This is a genomic window from Rhizobium sp. P32RR-XVIII, from assembly GCF_012641395.1.
Lineage (GTDB): Bacteria > Pseudomonadota > Alphaproteobacteria > Rhizobiales > Rhizobiaceae > Rhizobium.
In genome coordinates this window covers 18019-39960 of record NZ_JABAIH010000021.1, presented here as the reverse complement: position 1 = coordinate 39960, position 21942 = coordinate 18019, and the positions used below count along the sequence as shown (strand labels likewise).

General features: G+C 57.9%; 20 protein-coding genes, 1 tRNA gene and 2 pseudogenes. 18 read left to right on the top strand and 5 right to left on the bottom strand.

All coding sequences use genetic code 11. The annotated features are described in order from the left end of the window. Positions 1-110: 110 nt before the first annotated feature. Positions 111-1211 carry a DNA polymerase IV gene (dinB, locus tag HGP14_RS30765; protein WP_168833634.1) on the bottom strand — a complete coding sequence of 367 codons (1101 nt, stop codon included), beginning with the start codon at positions 1209-1211 and terminating at the stop codon, positions 111-113. A 458-nt stretch (positions 1212-1669) separates the two neighbouring features. Here dinB and HGP14_RS30760 point away from each other — a divergent pair, with 458 nt between their 5' ends. The 4 genes and pseudogenes from HGP14_RS30760 to HGP14_RS30745 all read left to right on the top strand — a co-directional run. Further along, positions 1670-2425 carry an ImuA family protein gene (locus HGP14_RS30760; protein ID WP_168833633.1) on the top strand — a complete coding sequence of 252 codons (756 nt, stop codon included), beginning with the start codon at positions 1670-1672 and terminating at the stop codon, positions 2423-2425. Beyond that, positions 2346-3857: a Y-family DNA polymerase gene (locus HGP14_RS30755; RefSeq protein WP_168833632.1), complete on the top strand. Its 1512-nt coding sequence runs from the start codon at positions 2346-2348 to the stop codon at positions 3855-3857. Before HGP14_RS30760 ends, HGP14_RS30755 begins: the two co-directional genes overlap by 80 nt. Then, on the top strand, positions 3854-7114 hold the full coding sequence (locus tag HGP14_RS30750) for an error-prone DNA polymerase (RefSeq protein ID WP_168833631.1): 3261 nt from the start codon (positions 3854-3856) through the stop codon (positions 7112-7114). The genes HGP14_RS30755 and HGP14_RS30750 overlap by 4 nt, the downstream gene beginning before the upstream one ends. Before the next feature lie 457 nt (positions 7115-7571). Beyond that, positions 7572-7961, top strand: a pseudogene (locus HGP14_RS30745) (ATP-binding protein); the annotation flags it as partial. An 88-nt stretch (positions 7962-8049) separates the two neighbouring features. Here HGP14_RS30745 and HGP14_RS35900 read toward each other — a convergent pair. Then, complete coding sequence (locus HGP14_RS35900) at positions 8050-8679, bottom strand: hypothetical protein (RefSeq protein ID WP_246704687.1); 630 nt, start codon at positions 8677-8679, stop codon at positions 8050-8052. Between HGP14_RS35900 and HGP14_RS36855 the strand changes: the two genes are divergently transcribed. From HGP14_RS36855 to HGP14_RS36850, 3 genes and pseudogenes are all read left to right on the top strand, one after another. After that, on the top strand, positions 8563-8952 hold the full coding sequence (locus HGP14_RS36855; protein WP_409527116.1) for a recombinase family protein: 390 nt from the start codon (positions 8563-8565) through the stop codon (positions 8950-8952). The two genes, HGP14_RS35900 and HGP14_RS36855, sit on opposite strands and share 117 nt — an antisense overlap. Positions 8953-10867: 1915 nt before the next feature. Then, entirely contained in the window at positions 10868-11554 is a 687-nt protein-coding gene (locus HGP14_RS30735; protein ID WP_168833629.1) for a recombinase family protein, read from the top strand. Between the two features lie 84 nt (positions 11555-11638). Then, a pseudogene (locus tag HGP14_RS36850) lies at positions 11639-12823 on the top strand (recombinase family protein); the annotation flags it as partial. A 522-nt stretch (positions 12824-13345) separates the two neighbouring features. On the opposite strand, the gene HGP14_RS30720 reads toward HGP14_RS36850, so the two are convergent. The 3 genes from HGP14_RS30720 to HGP14_RS30710 form a co-directional block, all read right to left on the bottom strand. Continuing rightward, positions 13346-13435: transfer RNA gene (locus tag HGP14_RS30720), tRNA-Ser, on the bottom strand. 73 nt (positions 13436-13508) lie between these two features. Beyond that, positions 13509-14681 (bottom strand): tyrosine-type recombinase/integrase, encoded by a 1173-nt coding sequence (locus HGP14_RS30715; protein WP_168833628.1) that lies wholly within the window; start codon positions 14679-14681, stop codon positions 13509-13511. Then, complete coding sequence (locus HGP14_RS30710) at positions 14678-15256, bottom strand: hypothetical protein (RefSeq protein WP_168833627.1); 579 nt, start codon at positions 15254-15256, stop codon at positions 14678-14680. Before HGP14_RS30710 ends, HGP14_RS30715 begins: the two co-directional genes overlap by 4 nt. 114 nt (positions 15257-15370) lie before the next feature. On the opposite strand from HGP14_RS30710, the gene HGP14_RS30705 reads away from it, so the two are divergent. The 11 genes from HGP14_RS30705 to HGP14_RS30655 all read left to right on the top strand — a co-directional run bounded on the left by HGP14_RS30705 (position 15371) and on the right by HGP14_RS30655 (position 21941). After that, on the top strand, positions 15371-15583 hold the full coding sequence (locus tag HGP14_RS30705; RefSeq protein WP_168833626.1) for a hypothetical protein: 213 nt from the start codon (positions 15371-15373) through the stop codon (positions 15581-15583). After that, positions 15580-16059: a hypothetical protein gene (locus HGP14_RS30700; RefSeq protein ID WP_168833625.1), complete on the top strand. Its 480-nt coding sequence runs from the start codon at positions 15580-15582 to the stop codon at positions 16057-16059. The genes HGP14_RS30705 and HGP14_RS30700 overlap by 4 nt, the downstream gene beginning before the upstream one ends. Further along, on the top strand, positions 16056-16268 hold the full coding sequence (locus HGP14_RS30695; RefSeq protein ID WP_168833624.1) for a hypothetical protein: 213 nt from the start codon (positions 16056-16058) through the stop codon (positions 16266-16268). The genes HGP14_RS30700 and HGP14_RS30695 overlap by 4 nt, the downstream gene beginning before the upstream one ends. After that, a complete protein-coding gene (locus HGP14_RS30690) occupies positions 16265-16543 on the top strand; it encodes a hypothetical protein (RefSeq protein WP_168833623.1) in 279 nt (92 codons plus the stop codon). Before HGP14_RS30695 ends, HGP14_RS30690 begins: the two co-directional genes overlap by 4 nt. After that, a complete protein-coding gene (locus HGP14_RS30685; protein WP_168833622.1) occupies positions 16540-18147 on the top strand; it encodes a DEAD/DEAH box helicase in 1608 nt (535 codons plus the stop codon). Before HGP14_RS30690 ends, HGP14_RS30685 begins: the two co-directional genes overlap by 4 nt. Next, on the top strand, positions 18144-18971 hold the full coding sequence (locus HGP14_RS30680; protein WP_168833621.1) for a helix-turn-helix domain-containing protein: 828 nt from the start codon (positions 18144-18146) through the stop codon (positions 18969-18971). Before HGP14_RS30685 ends, HGP14_RS30680 begins: the two co-directional genes overlap by 4 nt. Further along, complete coding sequence (locus HGP14_RS30675; protein ID WP_168833620.1) at positions 18968-19144, top strand: hypothetical protein; 177 nt, start codon at positions 18968-18970, stop codon at positions 19142-19144. Before HGP14_RS30680 ends, HGP14_RS30675 begins: the two co-directional genes overlap by 4 nt. Further along, positions 19141-20229, top strand: a complete 1089-nt coding sequence (locus HGP14_RS30670; RefSeq protein WP_168833619.1) for a winged helix-turn-helix domain-containing protein — start codon at positions 19141-19143, stop codon at positions 20227-20229. Before HGP14_RS30675 ends, HGP14_RS30670 begins: the two co-directional genes overlap by 4 nt. After that, a complete protein-coding gene (locus HGP14_RS30665) occupies positions 20226-21011 on the top strand; it encodes a DUF3102 domain-containing protein (protein WP_168833618.1) in 786 nt (261 codons plus the stop codon). Before HGP14_RS30670 ends, HGP14_RS30665 begins: the two co-directional genes overlap by 4 nt. Positions 21012-21072: 61 nt before the next feature. After that, positions 21073-21516, top strand: a complete 444-nt coding sequence (locus HGP14_RS30660) for a hypothetical protein (RefSeq protein WP_168833617.1) — start codon at positions 21073-21075, stop codon at positions 21514-21516. Next, positions 21513-21941 (top strand): hypothetical protein, encoded by a 429-nt coding sequence (locus tag HGP14_RS30655; RefSeq protein WP_168833616.1) that lies wholly within the window; start codon positions 21513-21515, stop codon positions 21939-21941. Before HGP14_RS30660 ends, HGP14_RS30655 begins: the two co-directional genes overlap by 4 nt. The last annotated feature ends 1 nt before the right edge of the window (position 21942 follow it).

Here is a 21942-nt window from a genome sequence, read left to right as displayed (position 1 = left end):
AGCGCACAACGCTGGATTTAGCAATCGATGAATTCGTTCGCGTTGGGTACGGCTCGTACCGCGTGGTAGTGGTGCAATAGGCGAAACTAATCCTCAAGACGCGGTGCTCGTCACAGACGCAAGGTTAGTTGTTCAACGCTTGTGTCGGCCAAAGGCTCTAGCGAGGAGAGTGTCACTCCAAGGAGCCGTATTCCTTTGCCGGTAGGAAAGATAGCTCCCAGCAGCACACAAATGGACTCCTCGATTTCCACTGGTGATTGGAAACCATGGCCAATCGTCCTCGCGCGGGTGATCTGGGTAAAGTCGGCGTACTTGACCTTGAGCGTCACGGTCTTGCCCGCGATGCTGTTTGCCTCGCAATAGCGCCAGACCTTGGCGATCAGCGGTGTCAAACCGTCCAATGCAGGTTCGTATGTGTGGATGTCCTCAGCGAACGTGTCTTCCGCTCCGATGGATTTTCGCACCCTATTTGGCTTTACCTGACGCTCGTCGATGCCCCGCGCAATGCCGTAGAAGTACGGCCCGGATTTCCCGAAGTGCCGCACCAGGAACTCGAGTTCCTTTTCTCGTAGATCGGCTCCAGTCTCGATCCCGAGACGTTGCATCTTCTCGGCTGTCGCCGGACCGACGCCGTGGAACTTCTTGATAGGAAGCGAGGCGACGAATGCGGGTCCGTTCCTCGGCGTGATGACCGCCTGGCCGTTCGGCTTGTTGAGGTCGCTCGCCATCTTGGCCAGGAACTTGTTGTAGGAGATTCCCGCAGATGCGTTGAGGTGGGTTGCCGCCTTGATCCTGGCCCGGATTTCCAGTGCGATCTCGGTCGCGATCTCCATCCCCTTCAGGTTCTCAGTGACGTCGAGATAAGCCTCGTCCAGAGACAGCGGTTCGATCATAGGCGTGTACTCGGCGAAGATTTCCCTGATCTGTGCCGACACCGCTTTGTACACGTCGAACCGCGGCTTCACGAAGATCAGCTCGGGGCATTTGCGCTTGGCGGTCACTGAAGGCATGGCCGAATGGACGCCGAATTTCCGGGCCTCGTAACTGGCAGCCGCGACCACGCCACGCGCCTCGGAGCTGCCGACTGCGACCGACCGACCGCGAAGCTCCGGGTTATCGCGCTGTTCGACGGAGGCGTAGAAGGCATCCATGTCGATATGGATGATCTTGCGCGGGCGGATGGCTGACAGATTTGTGGCGGGGTCACTCATCGAACTTTTCCCTAGCCGACACTAGGCAGGGAAACCGGGCCCGACAACGGTCGATGCCATCCGCACCGTTCATCCGAGAACAGCCAACGGTCAGCCGCCGACGAAGCTGCCGGAAGGACAGGCTGACCCCATACTGTCTGACGAGCGCCTTCCGGTCGAGATCGGTCGACCTCTCACAGACATCGCATTCGATGCTGATGATGGCTCCCCGGTAGTCTCGCAGTGTTGGTTCATCGCAGGAATTTTTTCTCATCCGTAAGGTATCGTACGCGCTGTGGGCCGGTCTTTTCTAGTGCGTTGAATTCCCTCATGGATCGTCGCCCCGCGCTGCTGTGGACGGACTGTTGATTCAAAATCCACCCGAAAGGCACCCGTTGACTCGAATTCCGGAAAGGAACAGATGTAGAACATACTCGCTTTTGGACGAGATGGAACCCTGGAATTGACGAAGGCCACAGATGGCGCAGTTAAGCGCAAACCCGGTTATCACCGACCTTCGGGAGCGTATCGCGCACCTCGAAGGTGGCTTGGTTCGTCGCAATCAGGTTTTGCCGTTCGGTGTTCGCGAGATCGATGAGCACCTGCCTGGACGCGGACTGTCTTTCGGAGCCGTGCACGAGTTCGCCGGCGGTGGATCGGGCACCGTCGACGGAGCCGCAGCCGCCTTGTTTGCCGCCGGAATAGCGGCGCGCACCAAGGGCAAGGTCATATGGTGCCTGACGAGGCCGGACCTCTTCTTCCCGGCGCTGGCCCAGGCTGGCCTTGACCCGGATCGGGTCGTATTCGTCGAGGCCGACAGGGAGGAAGACGTCCTCGCTTCCATGGAGGAGGCCCTTTTGTTCGGCGGGCTTGGGGCGGTCGTCGCCGAACTTGTCCGACTTCCGATGACGGCCTCCCGTAGGCTGCAGCTTGCGGCAGAGAAGACTGGGACGATGGGTCTCGTCGTTCGACGCTGGCGACGACAGGCCGAGGCCTCCGACTTCGGCCAGCCGACGGCGTCGACGACCCGCTGGCGGGTGAGCGTCATGCCATCGGAGGAGCTTCCGGTTCCGGGCGTCGGGCGGGCGCGGTGGTTTCTCGAGTTGATGAGGGTGAAGGCGGGCGAGTGTGCTGAGTTTCTAGTAGGAGCCTGCGATGACGAGGGTCGTATCCATTTATCTACCGGAGCTGGCGACGGATCGGATACGTCGTTGCGATCCGTCCATTCCCGCTGAGCAGCCCCTTGTCGTGATCGCACGGAGTGGTTCGAAGCGCTGGGTTTCGGCTGCGGACGCCGCGGCGAGGAAGGCAGGCGTTCACGTCGGAATGCAGGCCGCCAAGGCACAAGCGCTGTTCAGAGGGCTTATGATGGTCGATGCGGATGCGGCGGCCGACGCTGCCGCCCTGGAGCGGATCACGTTGTGGGCACTCAGCCAGTATTCCCCGATCGTTGCAGTCGACGCGCCTGACGGAATTGTCATGGACACGGAAGGCGCGGACCACCTTCAGGGCGGCGAGTTGCCGATGGTTACGGGGATTTTCAACCGCTTTCATGCCAAGGGTCTGACGGCGCGTGTTGCAGTTGCCGACACCTGGGGTGCGGCCCATGCTTGTGCCCGCGCCATCCAGCGGGAAACGGTTATCGTCCCGCCGAACGAGACCGTTCGCGCCGTCGAGCAGCTTCCTGTCGCGCGACTTCGGCTCCCGGAAAAAATCGTAGGCGACCTGCGCGTGCTTGGCTTCCGCACGATCGGCGAGCTGTCTGCAACACCGCGCGCGCCGCTTGCCCTGCGGTTCGGTCCCGAGATCGGCCGACGTCTCGACCAGATGTTCGGCCGGATGGCGGAGCCGATCGAACCGATCCGAAGTCCCGAACTTGTTCAGGTCTCCAGGTCCTTCGCCGAGCCGATCGGTGCGGCGGAGACCATCAACAAGTATGTGGGCCGGCTCGTCGTCCAGCTCGTTGCCGAACTGCGGCGCAGCGGCCTTGGCGTTCGCCGCACCGATCTGATTGTCGAGAAGGTTGACGGCACCCGCCAGGCAATCCGTGCAGGAACCGCAAAGCCCGCCCGCGACGTCGCGTGGCTGACCAGGCTCTTCCGCGACCGCACCGAGAAGATCGAGCCCGGATTTGGCATCGAGAAGCTGTCGCTAATCGCGATCGTCACGCAGCCGCTCGAAGAGGAGCAGAGGTCTTCGTCCCTCATCGAAGAACAGAATGACGACATCACGCCCCTGATCGACATCTTCGGCAACCGCGGACAACGCGTCTACCGGATGGCACCCGTGGCGTCCGATATTCCCGAGCGGAGCGTCCGGCGCATCGCGGCCGCTGCTCCTAAGGTCGCGGAGACCTGGAATTACCAATGGCCACGACCCGTCCGCCTGCTTGATCGTCCGGACCGGATCGAGGCGGTTGCACTTCTCCCCGACCATCCGCCAGCGAGCATTACATGGCGCGGCAAGCGACGCCGCGTGAAACGTGCGGACGGCCCGGAGCGGGTGTTTGGCGAATGGTGGAAGCGCGACAGCGAACTCGAGGCAGTGCGCGACTACTTCGTTGTCGAAGACGAAGGCGGCGAGCGGTTCTGGATATTCCGGGCGGGCGACGGCGTCGATCCGGAGACCGGTTCGCGCCAGTGGTTCATGCACGGGATATTCGCATGAGATATGCCGAACTTCAGGTCACGACCCACTTCAGTTTCCTGCGTGGCGCAAGCAGCGCCGACGAGCTGTTCGTCACCGCAAAGGAACTCGCCATCGACGCGGTCGGCGTTGTCGACCGTAACAGTCTTGCCGGGATCGTCCGCGCGCTCGAGGCGTCTCGCGCAACAGGCTTGCGACTCGTCGTCGGCTGCCGGCTCGATCTGCAGGACGGCATGTCGATCCTCGTCTATCCGACCGACCGCGCGGCGTACTCGCGGCTGACAAGGCTGCTCACGCTTGGCAAGAGCCGGGGCGGTAAAGGCAACTGCATCCTAACCCTCGACGACGTTGTGCTCTATTCAGAAGGGCTCCTGGCTATCCTCGTGCCCGATCTGCCGGACGAAACTTGTGCTGTCCAGGTTCGCAAGATGGCGGAGATATTTGGCAATGGGGCCTATGTCTCTCTTTGCCTGCGACGCCGGCCGAACGACCAGATGAGGCTTCACGAGATTTCGAACATGGCCGCGCGTCACCGCGTGAAGACCGTGGTCACCAATGATGTGCTTTTCCACGAGCCCGGCCGCCGGCAGTTGCAGGATGTCGTCACCTGCATCCGCAACAACACGACGATCGACGATGTCGGCTTCGAGCGCGAACGGCATGCCGACAGATACCTCAAGCCGCCCGAGGAGATGGAACGGCTGTTCCCACGCTACGGCGAGGCGCTGGCGCGAACCATGGAAATTGTCGAGCGCTGCAGGTTTTCGCTGGAAGAGCTGACCTACCAATATCCCGAGGAAGCGATCGTGGCTGGAATGGACGCACAGCAATCGCTCGAGCACTACGTTCGCGAATGCATCCCGATCCGCTATCCGGAAGGTCTGCCCCAGAAGGTTCTCAAGGCCATAAAGCACGAGCTGGACCTGATCCGCATGATGAAGTACGCGCCGTATTTCCTGACGGTCTTCAGCATCGTTCGTTTCGCACGCTCGAAGGGCATCCTTTGCCAAGGGAGGGGATCGGCGGCCAACTCGGCGGTTTGCTACATTCTCGGGATCACCTCGATCGATCCCGAGACCAACGATCTCCTGTTCGAGCGTTTCGTGAGCCAGGAGCGCGACGAGCCGCCCGATATCGACGTCGACTTCGAACACGAGCGGCGTGAGGAGGTGATCCAGTGGATTTACAAGACCTACGGCCACGATAAGGCGGCTCTCTGTTCGACTGTCACCCGATATCGCGCCAAGGGCGCAATCCGAGATGTCGGCAAGGCGCTCGGGCTGCCCGAGGATATCATCAAGTCGCTGTCCTCAGGCATGTGGTCCTGGTCGGAGGACCTGGCCAGCGATCGGAGCCTGCGCGAACAGGGCCTCAATCCTGAAGACCGGCGGCTCGCGCTAACGCTCAAGCTTGCGCAGCAACTGATGGGCGCGCCCCGACATCTCGGACAGCATCCGGGCGGCTTCGTGCTGACCCATGACCGTCTTGATAATCTTGTGCCGATCGAACCGGCGTCCATGGCCGATCGTCAGGTGATCGAGTGGGATAAGGATGACATTGAGGCTTTGAAGTTCATGAAGGTCGACGTTCTGGCGCTTGGCATGCTGACTTGCATATCCAAAGCTTTCAACCTCATCCGGGAGCACAAGAATCACGATCTCGATCTGGCATCGATACCAAACGAGGACAACGCGACATATGCGATGATCCGTAAGGCGGATACGCTCGGCACCTTCCAGATCGAGTCCCGCGCTCAGATGGCGATGCTTCCGCGCATGAAGCCTCGGACCTTCTACGATCTCGTCATTCAGGTTGCGATCGTCCGACCAGGACCGATCCAGGGCGACATGGTCCATCCGTACCTCCGACGGCGCGAGGGCAAGGAACCTGTCGAGTACCCGACGCCCGAACTGGAGGCGGTTCTCGGCAAGACGCTGGGGGTGCCGCTCTTCCAGGAATCGGCCATGAAGGTTGCGATGGTCTGCGCCGGCTTTACCGGTGGCGAAGCAGATCAGCTCCGCAAATCGATGGCCACGTTCAAGTTCACGGGCGGTGTCAGCCGCTTCAAGGACAAGCTGGTGTCGGGGATGATCAAGAACGGGTACTCGGCTGAGTTCGCGGAGAAGACATTCAGCCAGCTCGAAGGCTTCGGTTCATACGGCTTCCCGGAGAGCCATGCCGCCTCCTTCGCGCTGATCGCCTATGCCTCTAACTATGTGAAGTGCCATTTCCCCGACGTCTTCTGCGCCGCTCTGCTGAACTCGCAGCCGATGGGCTTCTACGCACCTGCCCAGATCGTTGGGGATGCTCGTGCCCATGGCATCGAAGTGCGGCCGGTCTGTATCAACCAGTCGCGCTGGGATTGCACGCTCGAGCATGTCGGGACCACCGACCGCCATGCGGTCCGTCTCGGGATGCGATTGGTGAAGGGACTGGCTGTTGCAGACGCCGCACGGATCGTCGCCGCCAGGATGAACGCATCCTTTGAAACAGTCGACGACGTCTGGCGGCGGTCGAACGTCCCGACCGAGGCGCTGGTGCAGCTCGCAGAGGCCGATGCCTTCCTGCCGTCGCTGAAGCTCCAGCGCCGGGATGCGATCTGGGCCATCAAGGCTCTGCGCGACGAACCCCTTCCATTGTTCGCCGCCGCTTCAGAACGCGAAGCACGGGCGATTGCCGAGCAGCAGGAGCCCGACGTCGCACTCCGTCAGATGACCGAGGGCCACAACGTTGTCTCCGACTACAGCCATGTCGGGCTGACCTTGCGCGAACATCCGATCGCTTTCCTTCGGAAAGATTTGACCGAACGCCGCATCGTCAGTTGTGCCGAGGCCATGAGCGCTCGCGACGGCCGGTGGCTGATGACGGCAGGCCTCGTGCTTGTCAGGCAGAAGCCCGGTTCGGCGAAGGGCGTGATGTTTATCACCATCGAGGACGAGACAGGGCCTGCCAATCTGGTCGTCTGGCCAAGCCTGTTCGAACGCCGGCGTCGGGTCGTCCTCGGGGCGTCGATGATAGCGATCAATGGCCGCATTCAGCGGGAAGGGGACGTCGTCCATCTTGTTGCACAACAGTTGTTCGACCTCTCAGAGGACCTATCTGGTCTCGCGGAGCGCGACATCGAGTTCCGGTTGCCGACCGGGCGCGGGGATGAATTCGCTCACGGTTCACCGGGAGCCGCGGACTCGCGAGACCGGGCGGCGGCGAGGCCTCGTGACATCTTCGTTCCCGACCTTCACATCGATACGCTGAAGTTGAAGAGCAGGAACTTTCACTAGCTCTTACGACCAGCGATTAAGCCTTGGGCGGCATAGCAATCGATGCCCTCCCTGTACGAAAAAAGCCCCGTCGGAACGGGGCAAGTTCGCCTGTAGCAATAAGATAACAAACCTGCGCCATGTTCCGGTCCGGTAGCGTACGAATTTACGTGGGCTTGGGACCACGGATTATTCCGCCGAAGCTGCTGTTCGATGGCTTCGCGTGCAAGGTCTGCAATGCCGCCATCTTCGGCTGAGCGGTTATTCAGCAAGTCCGCTGCGAGCTCGTAGATTTCTCGCTGATCCTGTTCCGACAGGATGCCCTTTTGTTCGAGATGGATGATCAGTGACGCAGAAAGCGCTGATGTGGATATCCTTTACATCCAAGCGCTGTCAGACGCGTTGAAGAGACGCGGCCGGCCGGGCCTTGACCATCGCTGGACGATGTGCCCCGCTGGTGGGATCGATAAGATACGGCCTGGTCAACGCCCTCGAACAGGAGAAGGTCCAAGGTCGTTCCGGTCAGATCGCCAATCGGCTCGTCCATTCCGATCTCGTCATCCTCGACGAACTCGGATACCTGCCATTCAGTGCATCAGGCGGTGCACTGCTCTTCCATCTGCTGAGCAAACTCTACGAGCGGACCAGCGTCATCATCACCACCAACCTGAGCTTCAGCGAATGGGCCAGCGTCTTCGGCGACGCCAAGATGACTACCGCTTTGCTCGATCGGCTTACCCATCACTGCCACATCCTCGAAACCGGAAACGACAGCTTCCGGTTCAAGAACAGCTCAGCGCATGAACCCAAAAAAGCAAAGGAGAAAAGTAGGAACTTGACCACCACCACCGACCCGAAACATACCTAAGAGGCGGGTTAATTCTCGGCGCAAATGCCGGGTCACTTCTCAGTGCAAATCAACAGGCAGTTAACTTATTCAATCAAGGGCATCGAACTCAGGAAGAGCTGTCTACGCTGTTGACCACGAAATTCATCGGAAAAAATTTCATGAGGATCAACGCGCCAACGTCTTCTTCAAAGCATTGAGGAGCAGCGTTCTCGTAGAATGCCAAAATCCGGTGGCCAGAGTCATTAGGCGTGAGGGAGGCGGGACGGAGAGCATCAAAGAGTGGACAAGCAAACTGTTTTACGTCTGCTGCACCAGAGAAAAGGAAATGCTCGCCTTTTATTTTAGGAACCCAACTCCCGTTGTTTTGGCACAGGCAGAGAGCAGGATCGTCGTACGTCGGAAGGATAAGGTTAAGGCAAAAGGAAACCGGGGTAGAGTAGCCGCCAAGTTTCCCCGCTGCGTTTCGCGTCTCTCGCCAGGGCCTCGATAGCGTCGCAAAGTTGTGAAATGGTTCCGTTTTCAGGTCGCGTGCTTTGGTGGCGTCTATACGAGAGAGGAAGACATGACAATCAGCAATCAGGTCAATGCCGTCGCCTATATTCGTATCGCTTGCATTGCCGTGAGCGGAGACGATGATCCTAGAATATTGGATCAGCGGAACCAGATTGAGAAGTTTTGCAGACTGAGAGGGTGGAGCCTCATACAGGTCTTCACCGACCACGGATTCGGTGGTCATACCGACGCTCGTCCTGCCTTTCAACAGATGATGGACCAAGCCAGGAGTGACCATCACCCATTCGATTTCATAGTGGTGTCAAACCGATCTCGCATTGCTCGAGGCATCGTGCTGTTGGATTCCTGGCTCGAGAAATTAGCGGTATGGAATGTAAGCATGGTAAGCGTGGGTGATGACGATGGCGACCTCGCCTGGCCGGCGGTACCTGCGACCAAAATTTTCGAAGACTATGAGGCTCGACAAAAAGGAAGGAAATCCGAGGAGAGCCGATAATTCCGTGGCATCGATTCCGTCCGCCTTGCGGCTATCGACTCGAAGGCGAGGGTCCGCTTCCGCCAAAACTTGTCCTTCACCCGGAAGAAGCGGACATTGTCCGCCTGATTTATCGATTTTAGTGTCAGAACGCACACTAACTGCGGCCTTCACGCCGGCCTCCATCGCTCAATACCTGAATTCAAATGGATTCCTGTGGCGCTGGGGCCAACGCTTCAATGCTTTAACGATTTCCCGAGTACGAGCCGACCAAACCCAAGTCGGTGGTAACGTGCGCATCCGGCGTCGAGTACCGACCGGCGAGGAGATTGTGGCCGCACCAGCTATCGTCGGTCGGCATATGTTCGAATGTGCTCGGCATTTGGAGGCCCGGAATAAAATGGCGACGCTGTCCCGCGGTGAGTGATGTTTCTAGGAAGATAGGCGTTTGGGCGGCGGAGTTCCACCTCGGGCCGCCCTGACTTATGGTCGGGGTCTCGGCGGGGCATAACAGCCGCCGCGGTCAAGTACCGGCTCGCACGGTGGAACCGCTTGGGTTTGGCAATCAGGCCATCCAAGACCGATTGAGGAGAGCGGCCAGACTCGACACCTTGTCGGCTGAGCCATCCGCAATACGCCGTGATCAGTAGAGTGCGGGATGCAGTCTGAGCTCGCGGTCGGCTCAGGCGCTGCAGAGTATTTTTAGACGACGGGTATGACAGAAATGCGCTGGAACCCTATCCGCCGGATGCGATGCTGTTATCCGCCGGCCAAGACCCTTGCGCGCCCTCGTTCACCGCCTAACCCCCACCGGAGGTTTTCCGGAACGAATGTGGGGCCTTGATAAGAACGGGTCCGGTGGACCCACCGTCCAGACGTGGACTGAAACATTAGTTTTACTTTTCATCTTACCGGGGTAGAGCCCTAATTGGCCCAGGAAGGCAACGATTGTTGTAAAATCGATGCCGACAAATGATCCTTGAGCACCCAAATGTAGCATTGAATGATTACGGACATGGGCTCGCGTCGCGACGAAGGTGCAGGAATCATGCATCATAAGAGAGCAAAGCGCGTACAAGATGCTCGAAAAATCGTGCAATTTTTCTGCGCTTTTTATCGTAAAAACAACTCAATTGATCAACGACGTTCTAAGTGAAGGTCGGAGCCGCGGGCTAGGAGAATAGCGTGCCTCTATATCCGGACCCCGTCGGAATGACCCCACAAATTTGTAAACACAATCAAAGAGAAACAGAACTGCGCGGCGACAGGTCACTCGGTGACACTCCGATGGTTTTTGAGTGAGGCATTGCGTTTTGAATGTCTAATTCTGGACATCGGTAGCCGAGGTAAGAGACTGACTTTCCGCCGCATTTTTAAATAAAAGGAAGACCTCATATGTGAGTAAAATCATATGGTTATTGACTCATCCTAATGTAATGTGGTTCCATGTCCTCCGTAAGCAAGGGAGACCAACGAAGCCTGACCTCGGCGTCCAGCAAGCAATTCTTAGCTAAGGATTTACTTGGCCGGCTCAAAAAAACGGTGGCGAACGTGAAGGATGTTTCTCGGCGAAAACGCAATTGGAAGGGTAGCTTTGGAGGGAGAAGGTCGCAAATCCGAACGTCTACGCTGCCAACACCAATCTCGAAGGCGCGGGCCCCCTCGGAATTTTCTCCAAGCGCCCGCCCAGCCAGAAGGCAACACAGAACTATCGTAAATCTTCTCCCGCCAGTGGCAGTAATTTGGCGAGAGGAGATCGAGGTGCTCGAGGTAATTCTCAAGAATAATGACCCACCAAATAGGGATGGATGATTTGGCTACATTGGCTGGAGGTGCCTCAACCGGGTCGCTTTCTCCCAAAACACGGCCGTTCCGCCATCACCGGCGAGTGGATTCGAAATCAGAGCTCTGCCTTAACTTCACAGGAGGATTTGTGATGTCCGAAGAATCAAAAGACAAAGGAAACATCAGTCAAACGCAAACGGGCCTAGAAACACGGGCGTTCTATCTTCGAGTTTCCAGTGATCGAGGCGTAGGTAGCTGTACCACTGTCTCAGACCAACAAGAGCAATTAACGAGATTCTGCCAGGAAAAAGGTTGGGTGGTGGAGGTCCACTCGGGGTTCGCCGCGCAAGTTGCAAGCGTGTTCGACGAATGGCGCTCGAACCACATCGGCACCGACTCGATGCGAGCTCGTCGGAGAAAGGTTTTGGATGGGTACTGGCCAGGCGGACGACCCCCATACGGATACAAGTTGAGTCCGGCGAGCGACAACCCGCGTCGCAGCGTTTTGACCATCGCAGAGGACGAGAGCCGATTGGTAGAAAGGATTTTTTCGTTAGCGCGGATCGGCGACGGCAAGTCGGCCCCATTGGGCATCAAAGAGATTGCCAAATGGCTGAATGAGCATGGTCTTCGAACCAGAAATCAATCCCCATGGGGTGCCAAACAAATTCTGCGCATTCTTACGGGCTCAATTTACCACGGCTTGTTCTACTGGGGCCGGAGAGCGACGGAGCGAAAGAATGGCGCGGTGGGAGACCGACTTACCCTGCATGCGCCTCCAATAGTTACGCGAGAGGAATTCGACGCCGTTCAAGAGGCTTTGAAGCATCGTCCATGACAGTTACCGATTGTTCGAGCAAATTCCCACTTGCCGTCGCCTTAGTTTGAATGAGGACCAGTCATCACCTCAGGAGTGTTTTCCATGGTCAGACAGTCGAGCGAAAGACAATTCCTTTTCCCAAAAAAACAAAAAGAAACAACCGCAGAGCGGCGCAGACGGCAGGCACAGCAAACAACGGAAATCGCTCCGCCGGTGCCACAAGCGGAGAGAGCCGCGCTATATCTCCGCGTTTCGAGTGAAAAGAGCGTAGAAAGCAATTTGTCCATCCCAGACCAACAAGCGCAGCTCGAAGCATTTTGCGCGGACAAGGGCTGGATAGTAGTTGCTCTATACATCGAGCCCGGCGTTTCTGCGAAATCAACCGCTCGTCCTGAGTTCCAGCGGATGATGTACGAGGCCCAAGCTGAAATGAAGCCGTTTGATAAAATTCTGGTGCACAACACATCACGGTTTGCGCGCTCTTCGTTTGATTACGATAGCTGTGAACGGCTTCTGCACCAAGCCGATATCGAATTGTTGGCGGTGTCGCAGACCTTCGCAAACGATATCGGCGGCTGGATGGCAAAAAGAATGACTACCATTTTCGATGAGTATCATTCTAAGCGTTCAGGCGTTGACTCTGTACGCGCCCGTCGCAAACTTGTGAGAGAAGGATATTGGCCGGGAAGTACACCGCCATACGGTTACAAACTGATGCCCGCGAGCGACAACCCGCGTAGAAAGGTCCTGGCCCTAGACGGGACCGAAAGCCAGTTGGTCGAGATGGCTTTCTCATTTGTACGCTGCGGCGATGGCAGGTCAGCCCCAATGGGAGTCAAAGCAATCGCCAAATGGCTAAATGATCGTGGCTTCAGGACCAGAAGCGGCGCGCGTTGGAGCATTCAAGGTATCCATCGCATGCTCACTAACTCGGTCTACTATGGCGTGTACTATTGGGGTGTGAATCCGCAGAAGGAGGAGTTTAGTGCGACGCAAGAACCGCTTCCTCTTCCCGCGCCGCCGATAATTACCCGGGAAGAATTTGACGCCGTTCAACAGACCCTTGAAGCCCGTGACCCAAAGATGGGCGCAGCCAGGCTGATGAACAGTCCCCTCCTGCTGTCCGGGATAGCAAAGTGCAAGTGCGGCGCGTCTATGACTCTTGGCACGGGTACGGGAAAACTGCAGGTCGTTTACCGTTATTACGTATGCAGCAGCGACAACAGGGGGCAGCAAAAATGCAGTGCTCCTCGAATTCCCGAGAAGCAGTTGGACACGGTTGTTCGTGAAGTGATTCGAAACTCCGTCCTTCAAAATGGAAGACTTTCGGAGGTGTTGACGAGACTGCAGCAGCGGCAGGTTCTACGCCGCAAGGATGCAGAGGGACAGGTGCAGGAACTCCGCGAGAAAGTTGGCACCGCCGAATCCGCACTACGAGGCCTGTTGGAAGCAGCAAAAACAGCGCCGCTAATCAACACCCAACCCGTATTTCAATCTGAACTAATACGCGTATCTAACGACTTGAATACCACACGAACGCTCTTATCGGAAGCTCTCTCCTTAGACGCTGAATACAGTGAAATCACGCCTTCGCGCGTTGCGTACTTCAGGTCGACAATGGAGGAGGTGATCTACGGAGACAATGCCGCACTCGCAAAAATCTACATTGGTACGATTATCGAGCGCGTCGTGGTCGGAGAGCGATTTCTAGTAATCTGCGGCCGTGACGAAGACCTACATAGAGCAATAATGGAAACGATCCCTAGCGATCCATCGGGCGGCTCAGGGGTTCGCAGATATGTACGCAGATGGCGGAAGAGGTGGGATTCGAACCCACGGTACGGTTTCCCGCACGCCGGTTTTCAAGACCGGTTCCTTAAACCACTCGGACACTCTTCCATCTGATTGATATTAAAGTGGTTTCGCCTTTAATATCAGAAACCGAAAAGGCTGTTTGCTACGCACTTTGCAACTATTTCGGTTTTCGACTTGCGCTTATAGCTGCTTGCAACGCGGCGTCAACCTGTTCGGCGGCGTCTGCCTGCATTCCAGGCATCACATGGCTATAAAGATCGAGGGTGATCCCGATCGTCGAATGCCCCAGGCGCTCACTCGCTACCTTCGGATGGACGCCAGCTGCGAGCATCTGTGATGCATGGGTGTGCCGCAGGTCATGGAAGCGGATCCGGGGCAGGGAGGTTTTGGCAAGCAACCTCGTCCACTCGTGGGTGAGCGATACCGGCTTGAGCGGTCGACCGTCCGCTTGAGCCACGACAAAGGAATCGTCACCTGGCCGGATCCCGATCTTCAGCTGCTCCTCTGCCTGTCGCGCTCTGTGGGCCTTCAGTTCGGTCAGCATCATGGAGGACAGGGCGACCGTGCGTGACTTGCCGGCTTTGGGCTCCTTGTATCGAACGCCGTCCTTGGTTTGCTCGGCGCTTTCTCGGATGGATAGCAGACGCCTGTTGTGACCAAGCTCGACGTTCCGCCAGCGCAGCGCCAAAATTTCCCCTCGTCTTAATCCGCACATGACGGCCAGCATCATTGGAATGAACATGCGGCTCGTTCGAAATGCTTCAATCAGCTCCGCGGTTTGGTCCGCATCATAGGCCAACATCTTCGTTCGCTCGACCTTCGGCGGCGTCGTGGCGGCTGCGGGGTTCTTCACCAGCCTGTCCCAGGTCACAGCTTGGCTCAGGGCTTTGATAAGGACACGACGCATGTGATGCACCGTTCGAGGTGACAGGCCTCCCGATGCCCGCCTGTGGCCCTCGGTAAGCGCCTTTGCAAAGGCAGCGTCGATCTTGTCCGTCTTCAACTTGGCCAACACCACGTCACCGATCAATGGCCCGAGGTTCTTTTCGCAGATCTCGGTGTATCGTTCATGCGTCTTTGGCGTGACGGTAGGCTTGATGAATGACAGCCATTCCGTAAGGAACTCCGCTACCGTTTGCTTCGTCGGCTCGACATAGCCGCCGCTTTTAATCTCGGCGATCAGCCTAGCGCATTCGGATTGCGCCTGCCGCTTGGTGCCGGTGAACGAATGCCACTTTCGCTTCTTCTTGCCTGTCTTCGGATCAATCTCGCCCACGTCGAGGACGATGGCCCACTTGCCGGGTGAGCGTTCACGGATATGGCCTTTCATTTGCCATCACCCTTCTGTTTCCAAGAATCGCTGAAGTCAATCTCGGCCAACTGCCGCCGGTTCTCTTCGCTCTCCGCTCGCAGCGCTCTCATTTTAGCAAGGTTCTCATTAGTTTCCTTGATGGCTTTGTTCGCCACGTCTTGTCCCTCAACGATACTGCCTGCGCGCGCTAGGCCGGCTACGCCCTGAACCAGTCCCACCAGTATCGAAGAAACGTCGTCGACCCCGCCATCTACTTCCGACACCTCCAAAACCAGCGCTTTGAGAACGTCTGCTACTGCTTTTCGATCGAGAGTTTCCCCCTTCCAAACAGGACTGAGTACCTTCGCCCACAACTCGAAGGCCTCCCTGTCGAGCCGGTGCATTGCGCTGGAGAGCTCCACAGTCGTGTCAGCTAACTGTTCCAGTTCGCCTCCCACCAAAAGGCCGATTTGACAGAGCCGCCGGACAGCCTCCGACTTTGACCGGATCTTATTTTGCCAAGCCCAATCATCGATTGCCTTCATCTCGGACGGCGACATGAACATGTTGAAGCGCTCGGTCTTCTGTTCGTCGTCTTTTGTCTCTTTGGCCATCTATTTTTCCCTAATTTTCCTATCTTACGTAACCTACGCAGAAAGTCGTTGCAAGAAGGTTAAAGTGTGTTATCCATTCCTACGTAAGTTGCGTATGTTCATACAAAGGAGGTAATGACGGTGACATTAGAGGAAGCCCTTTCGAAACCGACAATCTCGGTGGTTGAAGCAGGATCGCTGTTTTTCGGCATCGGGCGCAACGCGGCGTACGAAGCTGCGAAGCGAGGTGATTTCCAGACGATCAGGGTAGGGGGCCGCGTGGTTGTCCCCGTCGTGCCGCTGGCCGAAAAGCTTGGGCTCAAGACGACGATCGGACGGGCGGCGTGAGCGTCCGCAAACGCAAATGGATCGGCCCCAGTGGCGAGACGAAACTCTCCTGGGTGGTCGATTTCAAAGACTTGGCCGGCAAGCGCCGACTGAGAACATTCTGCCGGAAGAAGGACGCCGATCGGTTCGCTACGAAGGTGCGAGCAGAGCTTCTGGACGCAGATCTTAAATTGAACGACCCGGCAGCGACTGCAATCGCTCCGGGCCACGGTTCCATCATCCCCGAGAAGGATATGAAAATGAACGAGCACAGCAATACCACGGCTGCGGCCAAAGTGCCAGTGAGCATCCAGCTTCTTCGCGCAAGCGATGTTCTGGCAACGGCCAAAGACCTCAACGAGGCAATCCATATGGCCTGCGGCTACATCTCCGTCGATCCTGAGAAGTGCGCCATTCAGGCTGTATCCGACGCTCTCGGCAGCAAGCTTTCCGAGGCTCTGCATATGATCGAGGTAGCGCGGGAGGAGCTGGCATGAGCGCGGCTTCCATCACAAACAGCAAGCTCGGCGACATCGTCGACCTTCTCGCGACGGTTCGCAGTCTTAACGAAGCGGTATTCATGGCATCTGGCTACATCACCGACGGTGATCAGAAGGATGCGATCCAAACCGTTGCAGACGAGATCAACAACAAGCTCCTGGTCGTGCGCGACAGGCTCTATGAGGTCCGGGAGGAGCTGAAGTGAAGGTCACGAACGAACATATCGACGCGGTCTACGACGCCACCCAGACCATCAGCTTGTTTTCGCAGATCCTCTCAGACGGTGAGATAGGCGACCGTTCGGCGGGCGAAATGTCATGGCTGCTCGGCAGTGTAAAGAAGCGCTTGGACCCGATCATTGACCTCCTTGAGCGGATGCAGATGAAGCAGGAGCGCTCATCTGAGCTCGGTATCGCTGACGAGATTGAAGCCCTCGAAAAGAAGCTGGCGGCGTTGAGAGCGGGGAGGGTGGACGCATGACAGCCCTCCGCGATTACCAAGAGGAGGCTGTCAAGGCAGTCGTCTCAGCCGTCCAAGATGGACATCACCCGGTTGCCAGCCTCCCGACCGGGGCTGGCAAGAGCGTCGTTGTCGCCGGCATCGTCGAGCGTCTGTCGGTTCGCGGCGATGAGCGGATCGTCGTGACGGTCCCGTCCCGAGAACTGGCGGAGCAGAACGAAAAGGCGATACGGCGCCTGATCCCAGACATCGACGTCGGCGTTGTCTGCGCCGCGCTCGGGCGCCGGGAAGCCAATGCTCGGATACTCGTCGGAACCCCACAAAGCTTGACCGGCGTTATCGACTTCGATCCGGATCATGTGATTGTCGACGAAGCGCATCAGATGCCCCTGCATAAGGGGTCATGGTTCGCAAGGCTGTTTTCCGGACTGCCGCGTGGCAAGGACACTTCTCGTGTTGGCCTTAGTGCTACCACCTTCCGGACGGCCGATGGCGCGATCTATGGCAGAAAGGCGTGGTTTACCTGCCAGCCTTATGAGATCGGCGTCATGGACCTCGTCAAGCGCGGGTTCCTCGCATCCGTCCGGTATGTTGCTCCTGCCGCGAAGATGACGACACGCGGCGTGACGAAAAGCGCAGGGGATTATAACCAGAGCCAGCTTGTTCGGGCGAACCTCGATCAAGTCGAACCCCAGGTAGCGATTTTCCTTGACGCTCTGCGAGGGCGTAAGAAAGGCCTGATCTTCGCCGTTACGGTCGATCACGCTCAGGCTTACGTCAAGGCTCTGCGCAAGCGTGGTGTGCGCGCCTCGCTGATCGTCGGCGCCATGAGCACCTCGGAACGAGAGTTTTCTGTCAGATCGTTCAAAGACGGCGTGACGCGGGTGGCGGTGACGGTCCAGGCCGCACTGACAGGCTTCGACGTGCCCGACATTGATTTGATCGCTTCTTGCCGTCCGACCATGTCGCCGATCATTCACACCCAGTCGATCGGCCGCGGGACGCGTCCTGCAGATGACAAGGTTGATTGCCTTGTCCTCGACTTCGCTGGAAATGTGAAAACCTTCGGGCCGGTCCATGATCCGCATTTCGACAAAAGCGGCCAGCCCTTGGGCGGCATTGCGCCGTGGCGTCCGTGCCCGAGCTGCGAGACATACAATCATCTGCAATCGGCGGCATGCTTCAGCTGCGGCGAGGTACTCAAAGCTCGTCGGGTGGTCACGTCCGAAGAACTTGAGTTCGGCTCAATCCAATGGGGGCCGGAGCAAGCGGCAGTGAAGGCGTTAACCGAGGCGAGAGGCCTCCGCGGTCTCTCGGTCGAAAGCATCGCTCTGCACGCCTACCGCAAGCCAAACACCGACAGCGTGTCGTGCATGGTGTCGATCGGCCTTGGCGGCGATGCCATCATACGTGTCTGGCACAAGCACCTTAATACGCGCTGGTGGCGCGATCTTTGGTCGATGCTGTTGGGGGATGCTCCAGCCCCGCAGACGCTCAAAGATGCCTATGCCCGCCGGGATGAACTCATCCGGCCGGCGTCCATCGACATTGAGCGAGACGGCAACTTTTGGCGCATTGCCGGCGCGTCCTACGAAGACGACGTTGAAGAAAGGGAGGCGGCATGACGCATCCCATCAAGCACCCTCCGGCGATCGTCCTTCTGCCGCGTGACTTTGAGGCGAAGACCGCGGACCTCAGCACGGATGAGCGAGCCGAACGTCGCAAGAAGTATCTCGATGAATACTTCGCCACCCGAAGGCAGTTGATCAGCTGGATTGACCGAGACAAGGACTCTCGGATGTCCGGAAAGTACACGAAGCGGATTGCTCGATACGCGATCGAGTGCACCAACTTCGATACCGGTCAGTGCAATCCGTCTTACCAGCGGATAGCCGACGAGATTGGCTGCAGCGTTAGGACGGTCGAACGCGAGATGCCGAAGATCGAAGCTGCTGGTTGGTGCCGTTCGATCCGCGTGAGCCGGACGATGTCGAAATTCTACCTGTGGACAGCTCCCCAGCACAAGGTGAAGTTCCTGGATGAGGAGGCCACCGCGAAGGCAGAGGCTCGTGAACGGGCTCGGGCAGAGCGGAAACGCAAGATCCGCGAAAAGTTCGAACCGACAGATGTGTCGGGTCGGCCACAATTCGAACCGACAGATGTGTCGGGTCATGAACCGACAACAGTGTCGGGTCGCGAACCGACAACAGTGTCGGGTAAACATATAAATGAACACCGTAATGGGAACACTCAATCAACGGCATTCTCTGACGGTAGAGGGGGTACGTATACGCACGCACATGCGCGAGAGACTATCCCTACCGATGAGGCTTTGTTCGGCCCATGGATCAAAGCCAACATACCCGACCCCAATAAACGGCGAGAGGCTCTGAAGCTCCTGCGAGAGCACCGCATGACCCCGGACGCGCTTCGGAGGTTGGCGGCATGATGCAGGAGCAACTCGATCTCTTCGCATGGGCGGACAGCCGTCCTAGCGCCATCATCATCGATCTCACGCCGATTATCGTTCGGCTCATGCCTGCGGTGGACCCCGTCTATGAAAAACCGGCCCAGGTAATTCGGCCATCATTCCGCTCGGACAGAAAGCGGGGCGCTGCATGAACGCCCGCGCGATCACATTGGACGTCGAGAAGTTCCGCAAGGTCTATGCCCATGTCACCAACGGCGTGAACGACGGCGAGCGAGACAATGCCAAGCGAATGGCGGAGGCGATGGCTGCGAAGGCCGGGATGAGCCTGAATGAGGCGGTGTCCAAGATGGACGCTGCAGCGAAACCGAAGTCGACAAATATCTTTGAGGGCTTCGACGATTGGATGGAAGAGAAGGAGCCGGGATACAAGGCCAAGCGGGCACGCGAGCAAAATGAGCGCGAAAGGCGGTACCAGGCGCGGCGGGACGAAATCCTGAAGCAGTTCGGATCCGTAAAGGCGTTTTTCGATCCCACGCCGTTAGAGCTTCTTCTGAAGCAGGCAGGAAAGCCATTCGTCGCCAAACGGAAAAGGTACACAGACATTTGCGGCACCAGACGGGAATATGCCGACGTGTTCGCCGGGGTCGATAGCAATTTCTTCCAGCTGCCGGACGTCGACCCTGCGGCAATTGATGCGATCAAAGGTGCATACCCATTTCCCCCTACGATCTGTGAGGCGTTCGAGGAATTGAAGGCCTGGGACAAGTTGAACGATGATCGAGCACACTTTTTCGATCACCATGAGTACTACTTCGATCTTGAGGTCGAGCTGCGTATCGAGCTCCTGCGCGACGTTATGAAAACTCAGCCGGTCGCGTCGTGGGACGATCTCGACGCGCGCTTCCATTACAAGTCCTACGAGTGGGAAAAGCAGTGGATCGACGAGCGGAGCTTCGAGGATCCGGAATGGTCGCGCCTGTTCGCGGACATCCAGATCCTGCGCGCCATGGCGGCCAACCCGATAAAATCGGGTTGGCTCAACACTGCCGACATCACCGATCCGGCCATCCCATCTCACCGTGGCCTGGGTGCTCAAAATGGACGCCGCACCAATGCCGCCAAGGCAGCGGACGTGCAGGCCCTTCTCCGCTCCAATCCGGAACTCTCCGACCGTGAGATTTCCCGCCGTGCCGGTGTTAGCCCCCAGACGGTCAGCAACTGGCGGGCCCGTCTGTCCCAGACCGAATTGTTTCCAACCGAAGGAACTGCAGCATGACAGAACTATCCAACACGCTGGCCGACCTGGCTGAATGCGTAAAGCTCGCTTCAGAAGCGTCTGCTCTCGCTGAAATGACGACGATTGATAAGGCGCTAGAAGCTGGATCACTGCTCTGCCAGGCGAAGGATGCGTGCAAGCACGGCGAGTGGCTGCCTTTTCTGGAAAGAGCGGGCGTTGGTGAAAGGCAAGCGCGCCGGCTAATGCAGATCTCACGGTCCGGATTGAAATCGGACACGGTGTCCGATTTGGGCGGGATCAAAGGAGCGTTAGCGTTTATTTCCAAGCGGAATGCCGCTGTGGAGATGCTTTCATCGATCGCCAACATTAACCCGGCGACGGACGATCCCACTGCGCTCATTGCCCTTCACGTCGAAAGAACGGTGCGTCTCCGCAAGACATTGGGTCTCATCGGGGACATGTGTTCTATTTTCAGCGACGAAACCAAGGAAGCCGCACCATCGCGCGAGACTGCTAGCGTGGCCGAGGGGCATCCAATGGCTGAGGTTGTCGCGGCAGTCTGGTCTGACGTAGACGCAGCTTTAGCGAGTGGGAACCTTGCCGAGGCGTACATCAAGCTGAAAGCCGCGCTGCTTCATTGCTATCGAGAACCTAGCGAGGAGGCGTACCTGATCGTCAGAAAGGCTTCCGGGATTGTGTTGGATCACCTCGAAACCACAGGCGATATCGACGCGCTGTTCAAGGTGTCCAATGACGACAGATTCACTGCGCTAGCTGGGCGTGTTGATGATGTCGCGAAAGCTGCGGGGTGGCTGCAATGATCATCCTCGACCTCATCAAACTTGCCATCAAGCTCCGCCGGCTTCGCAAGGAGTTTCGCCGTTGACCAGGATCCTCAACATCACCCGGAACGATGCCGGCCAGCACGAGATCACCGACCAACACGGCAAGCTAGTCGAGGGACCGTTCGAAACCAACGCGGCGGCATGGAAGGCCCTCGAACGTCTCGACAGCGACAGCGCCAACCGTCCGCCGCCACGCCCCAAGAGCGATCGGCAGGTGCTTTGGGGTAAGCCCGAGAAGGGCAAGTCAAAGAAGCAGCTCAGGCGCGAGCAGAAGATCGACGCTCGGCAGCAAAAACAGATGAAGCGGGACGCCCACAAGGCGGTAGGTTGGGTCCGTGACATCGCGTCTGCGAAGTTCGATCCGCAGGCGACCCGGAAGTTTCGAGACCATAAGCTCGGGACCTTCGGCGCCGCATCCGAGGTCAAGCGTATCGACCCGGCTGCGTACCTCGCAGAAAAAGCAGCGCGGGGTGAGCGTTGAGCCGATCGCCCGTCAACATCCACCGGATCGCGCGCGAGTGCGGGGTCATTCTCCGCGACTGGCAGCTTCATAGCCCCACGAGCCGAAAGTCTCGAGAGTGCTATTGCAAGCCGACGCTTCGAGAGATCGGGGCCCGTCATGGCGAAGATCACCTCCGCCTGGTCCTCATGCTCGTCACCGGATCCGCGCAAAACGCCGGCGAGCTCTATGCCGATGTCCTGAAGGCTATCTCGCGTCTGCTCATCGCCAATCCCGATCTGGTCAAGCGGCCGTCGCTGGTGTCGGACTTCAACGCCATCGACTTCGGCGCCCTTCGCCGCGGCGCCCGGTCCATGAAATACGGAATGCCCATGAGCGACGAAATCCTCGTGGCACTCCGGCAGCAATTCGGCCTCTGGCCATACCGAGGAGATGAAGCAGCATGAC

What these genes read in the sequence shown, in the direction of transcription:
- dinB (WP_168833634.1), bottom strand. Translation starts at nt 1,211, where the DNA reads ATGAGTGACCCCGCCACAAATCTGTCAGCCATCCGCCCGCGCAAGATC.
- HGP14_RS30760 (WP_168833633.1), top strand. Translation starts at nt 1,670, where the DNA reads ATGGCGCAGTTAAGCGCAAACCCGGTTATCACCGACCTTCGGGAGCGT.
- HGP14_RS30755 (WP_168833632.1), top strand. Translation starts at nt 2,346, where the DNA reads ATGACGAGGGTCGTATCCATTTATCTACCGGAGCTGGCGACGGATCGG.
- HGP14_RS30750 (WP_168833631.1), top strand. Translation starts at nt 3,854, where the DNA reads ATGAGATATGCCGAACTTCAGGTCACGACCCACTTCAGTTTCCTGCGT.
- HGP14_RS35900 (WP_246704687.1), bottom strand. Translation starts at nt 8,679, where the DNA reads ATGACCACCGAATCCGTGGTCGGTGAAGACCTGTATGAGGCTCCACCC.
- HGP14_RS30735 (WP_168833629.1), top strand. Translation starts at nt 10,868, where the DNA reads ATGTCCGAAGAATCAAAAGACAAAGGAAACATCAGTCAAACGCAAACG.
- HGP14_RS30715 (WP_168833628.1), bottom strand. Translation starts at nt 14,681, where the DNA reads ATGAAAGGCCATATCCGTGAACGCTCACCCGGCAAGTGGGCCATCGTC.
- HGP14_RS30710 (WP_168833627.1), bottom strand. Translation starts at nt 15,256, where the DNA reads ATGGCCAAAGAGACAAAAGACGACGAACAGAAGACCGAGCGCTTCAAC.
- HGP14_RS30705 (WP_168833626.1), top strand. Translation starts at nt 15,371, where the DNA reads ATGACGGTGACATTAGAGGAAGCCCTTTCGAAACCGACAATCTCGGTG.
- HGP14_RS30695 (WP_168833624.1), top strand. Translation starts at nt 16,056, where the DNA reads ATGAGCGCGGCTTCCATCACAAACAGCAAGCTCGGCGACATCGTCGAC.
- HGP14_RS30685 (WP_168833622.1), top strand. Translation starts at nt 16,540, where the DNA reads ATGACAGCCCTCCGCGATTACCAAGAGGAGGCTGTCAAGGCAGTCGTC.
- HGP14_RS30680 (WP_168833621.1), top strand. Translation starts at nt 18,144, where the DNA reads ATGACGCATCCCATCAAGCACCCTCCGGCGATCGTCCTTCTGCCGCGT.
- HGP14_RS30675 (WP_168833620.1), top strand. Translation starts at nt 18,968, where the DNA reads ATGATGCAGGAGCAACTCGATCTCTTCGCATGGGCGGACAGCCGTCCT.
- HGP14_RS30670 (WP_168833619.1), top strand. Translation starts at nt 19,141, where the DNA reads ATGAACGCCCGCGCGATCACATTGGACGTCGAGAAGTTCCGCAAGGTC.
- HGP14_RS30665 (WP_168833618.1), top strand. Translation starts at nt 20,226, where the DNA reads ATGACAGAACTATCCAACACGCTGGCCGACCTGGCTGAATGCGTAAAG.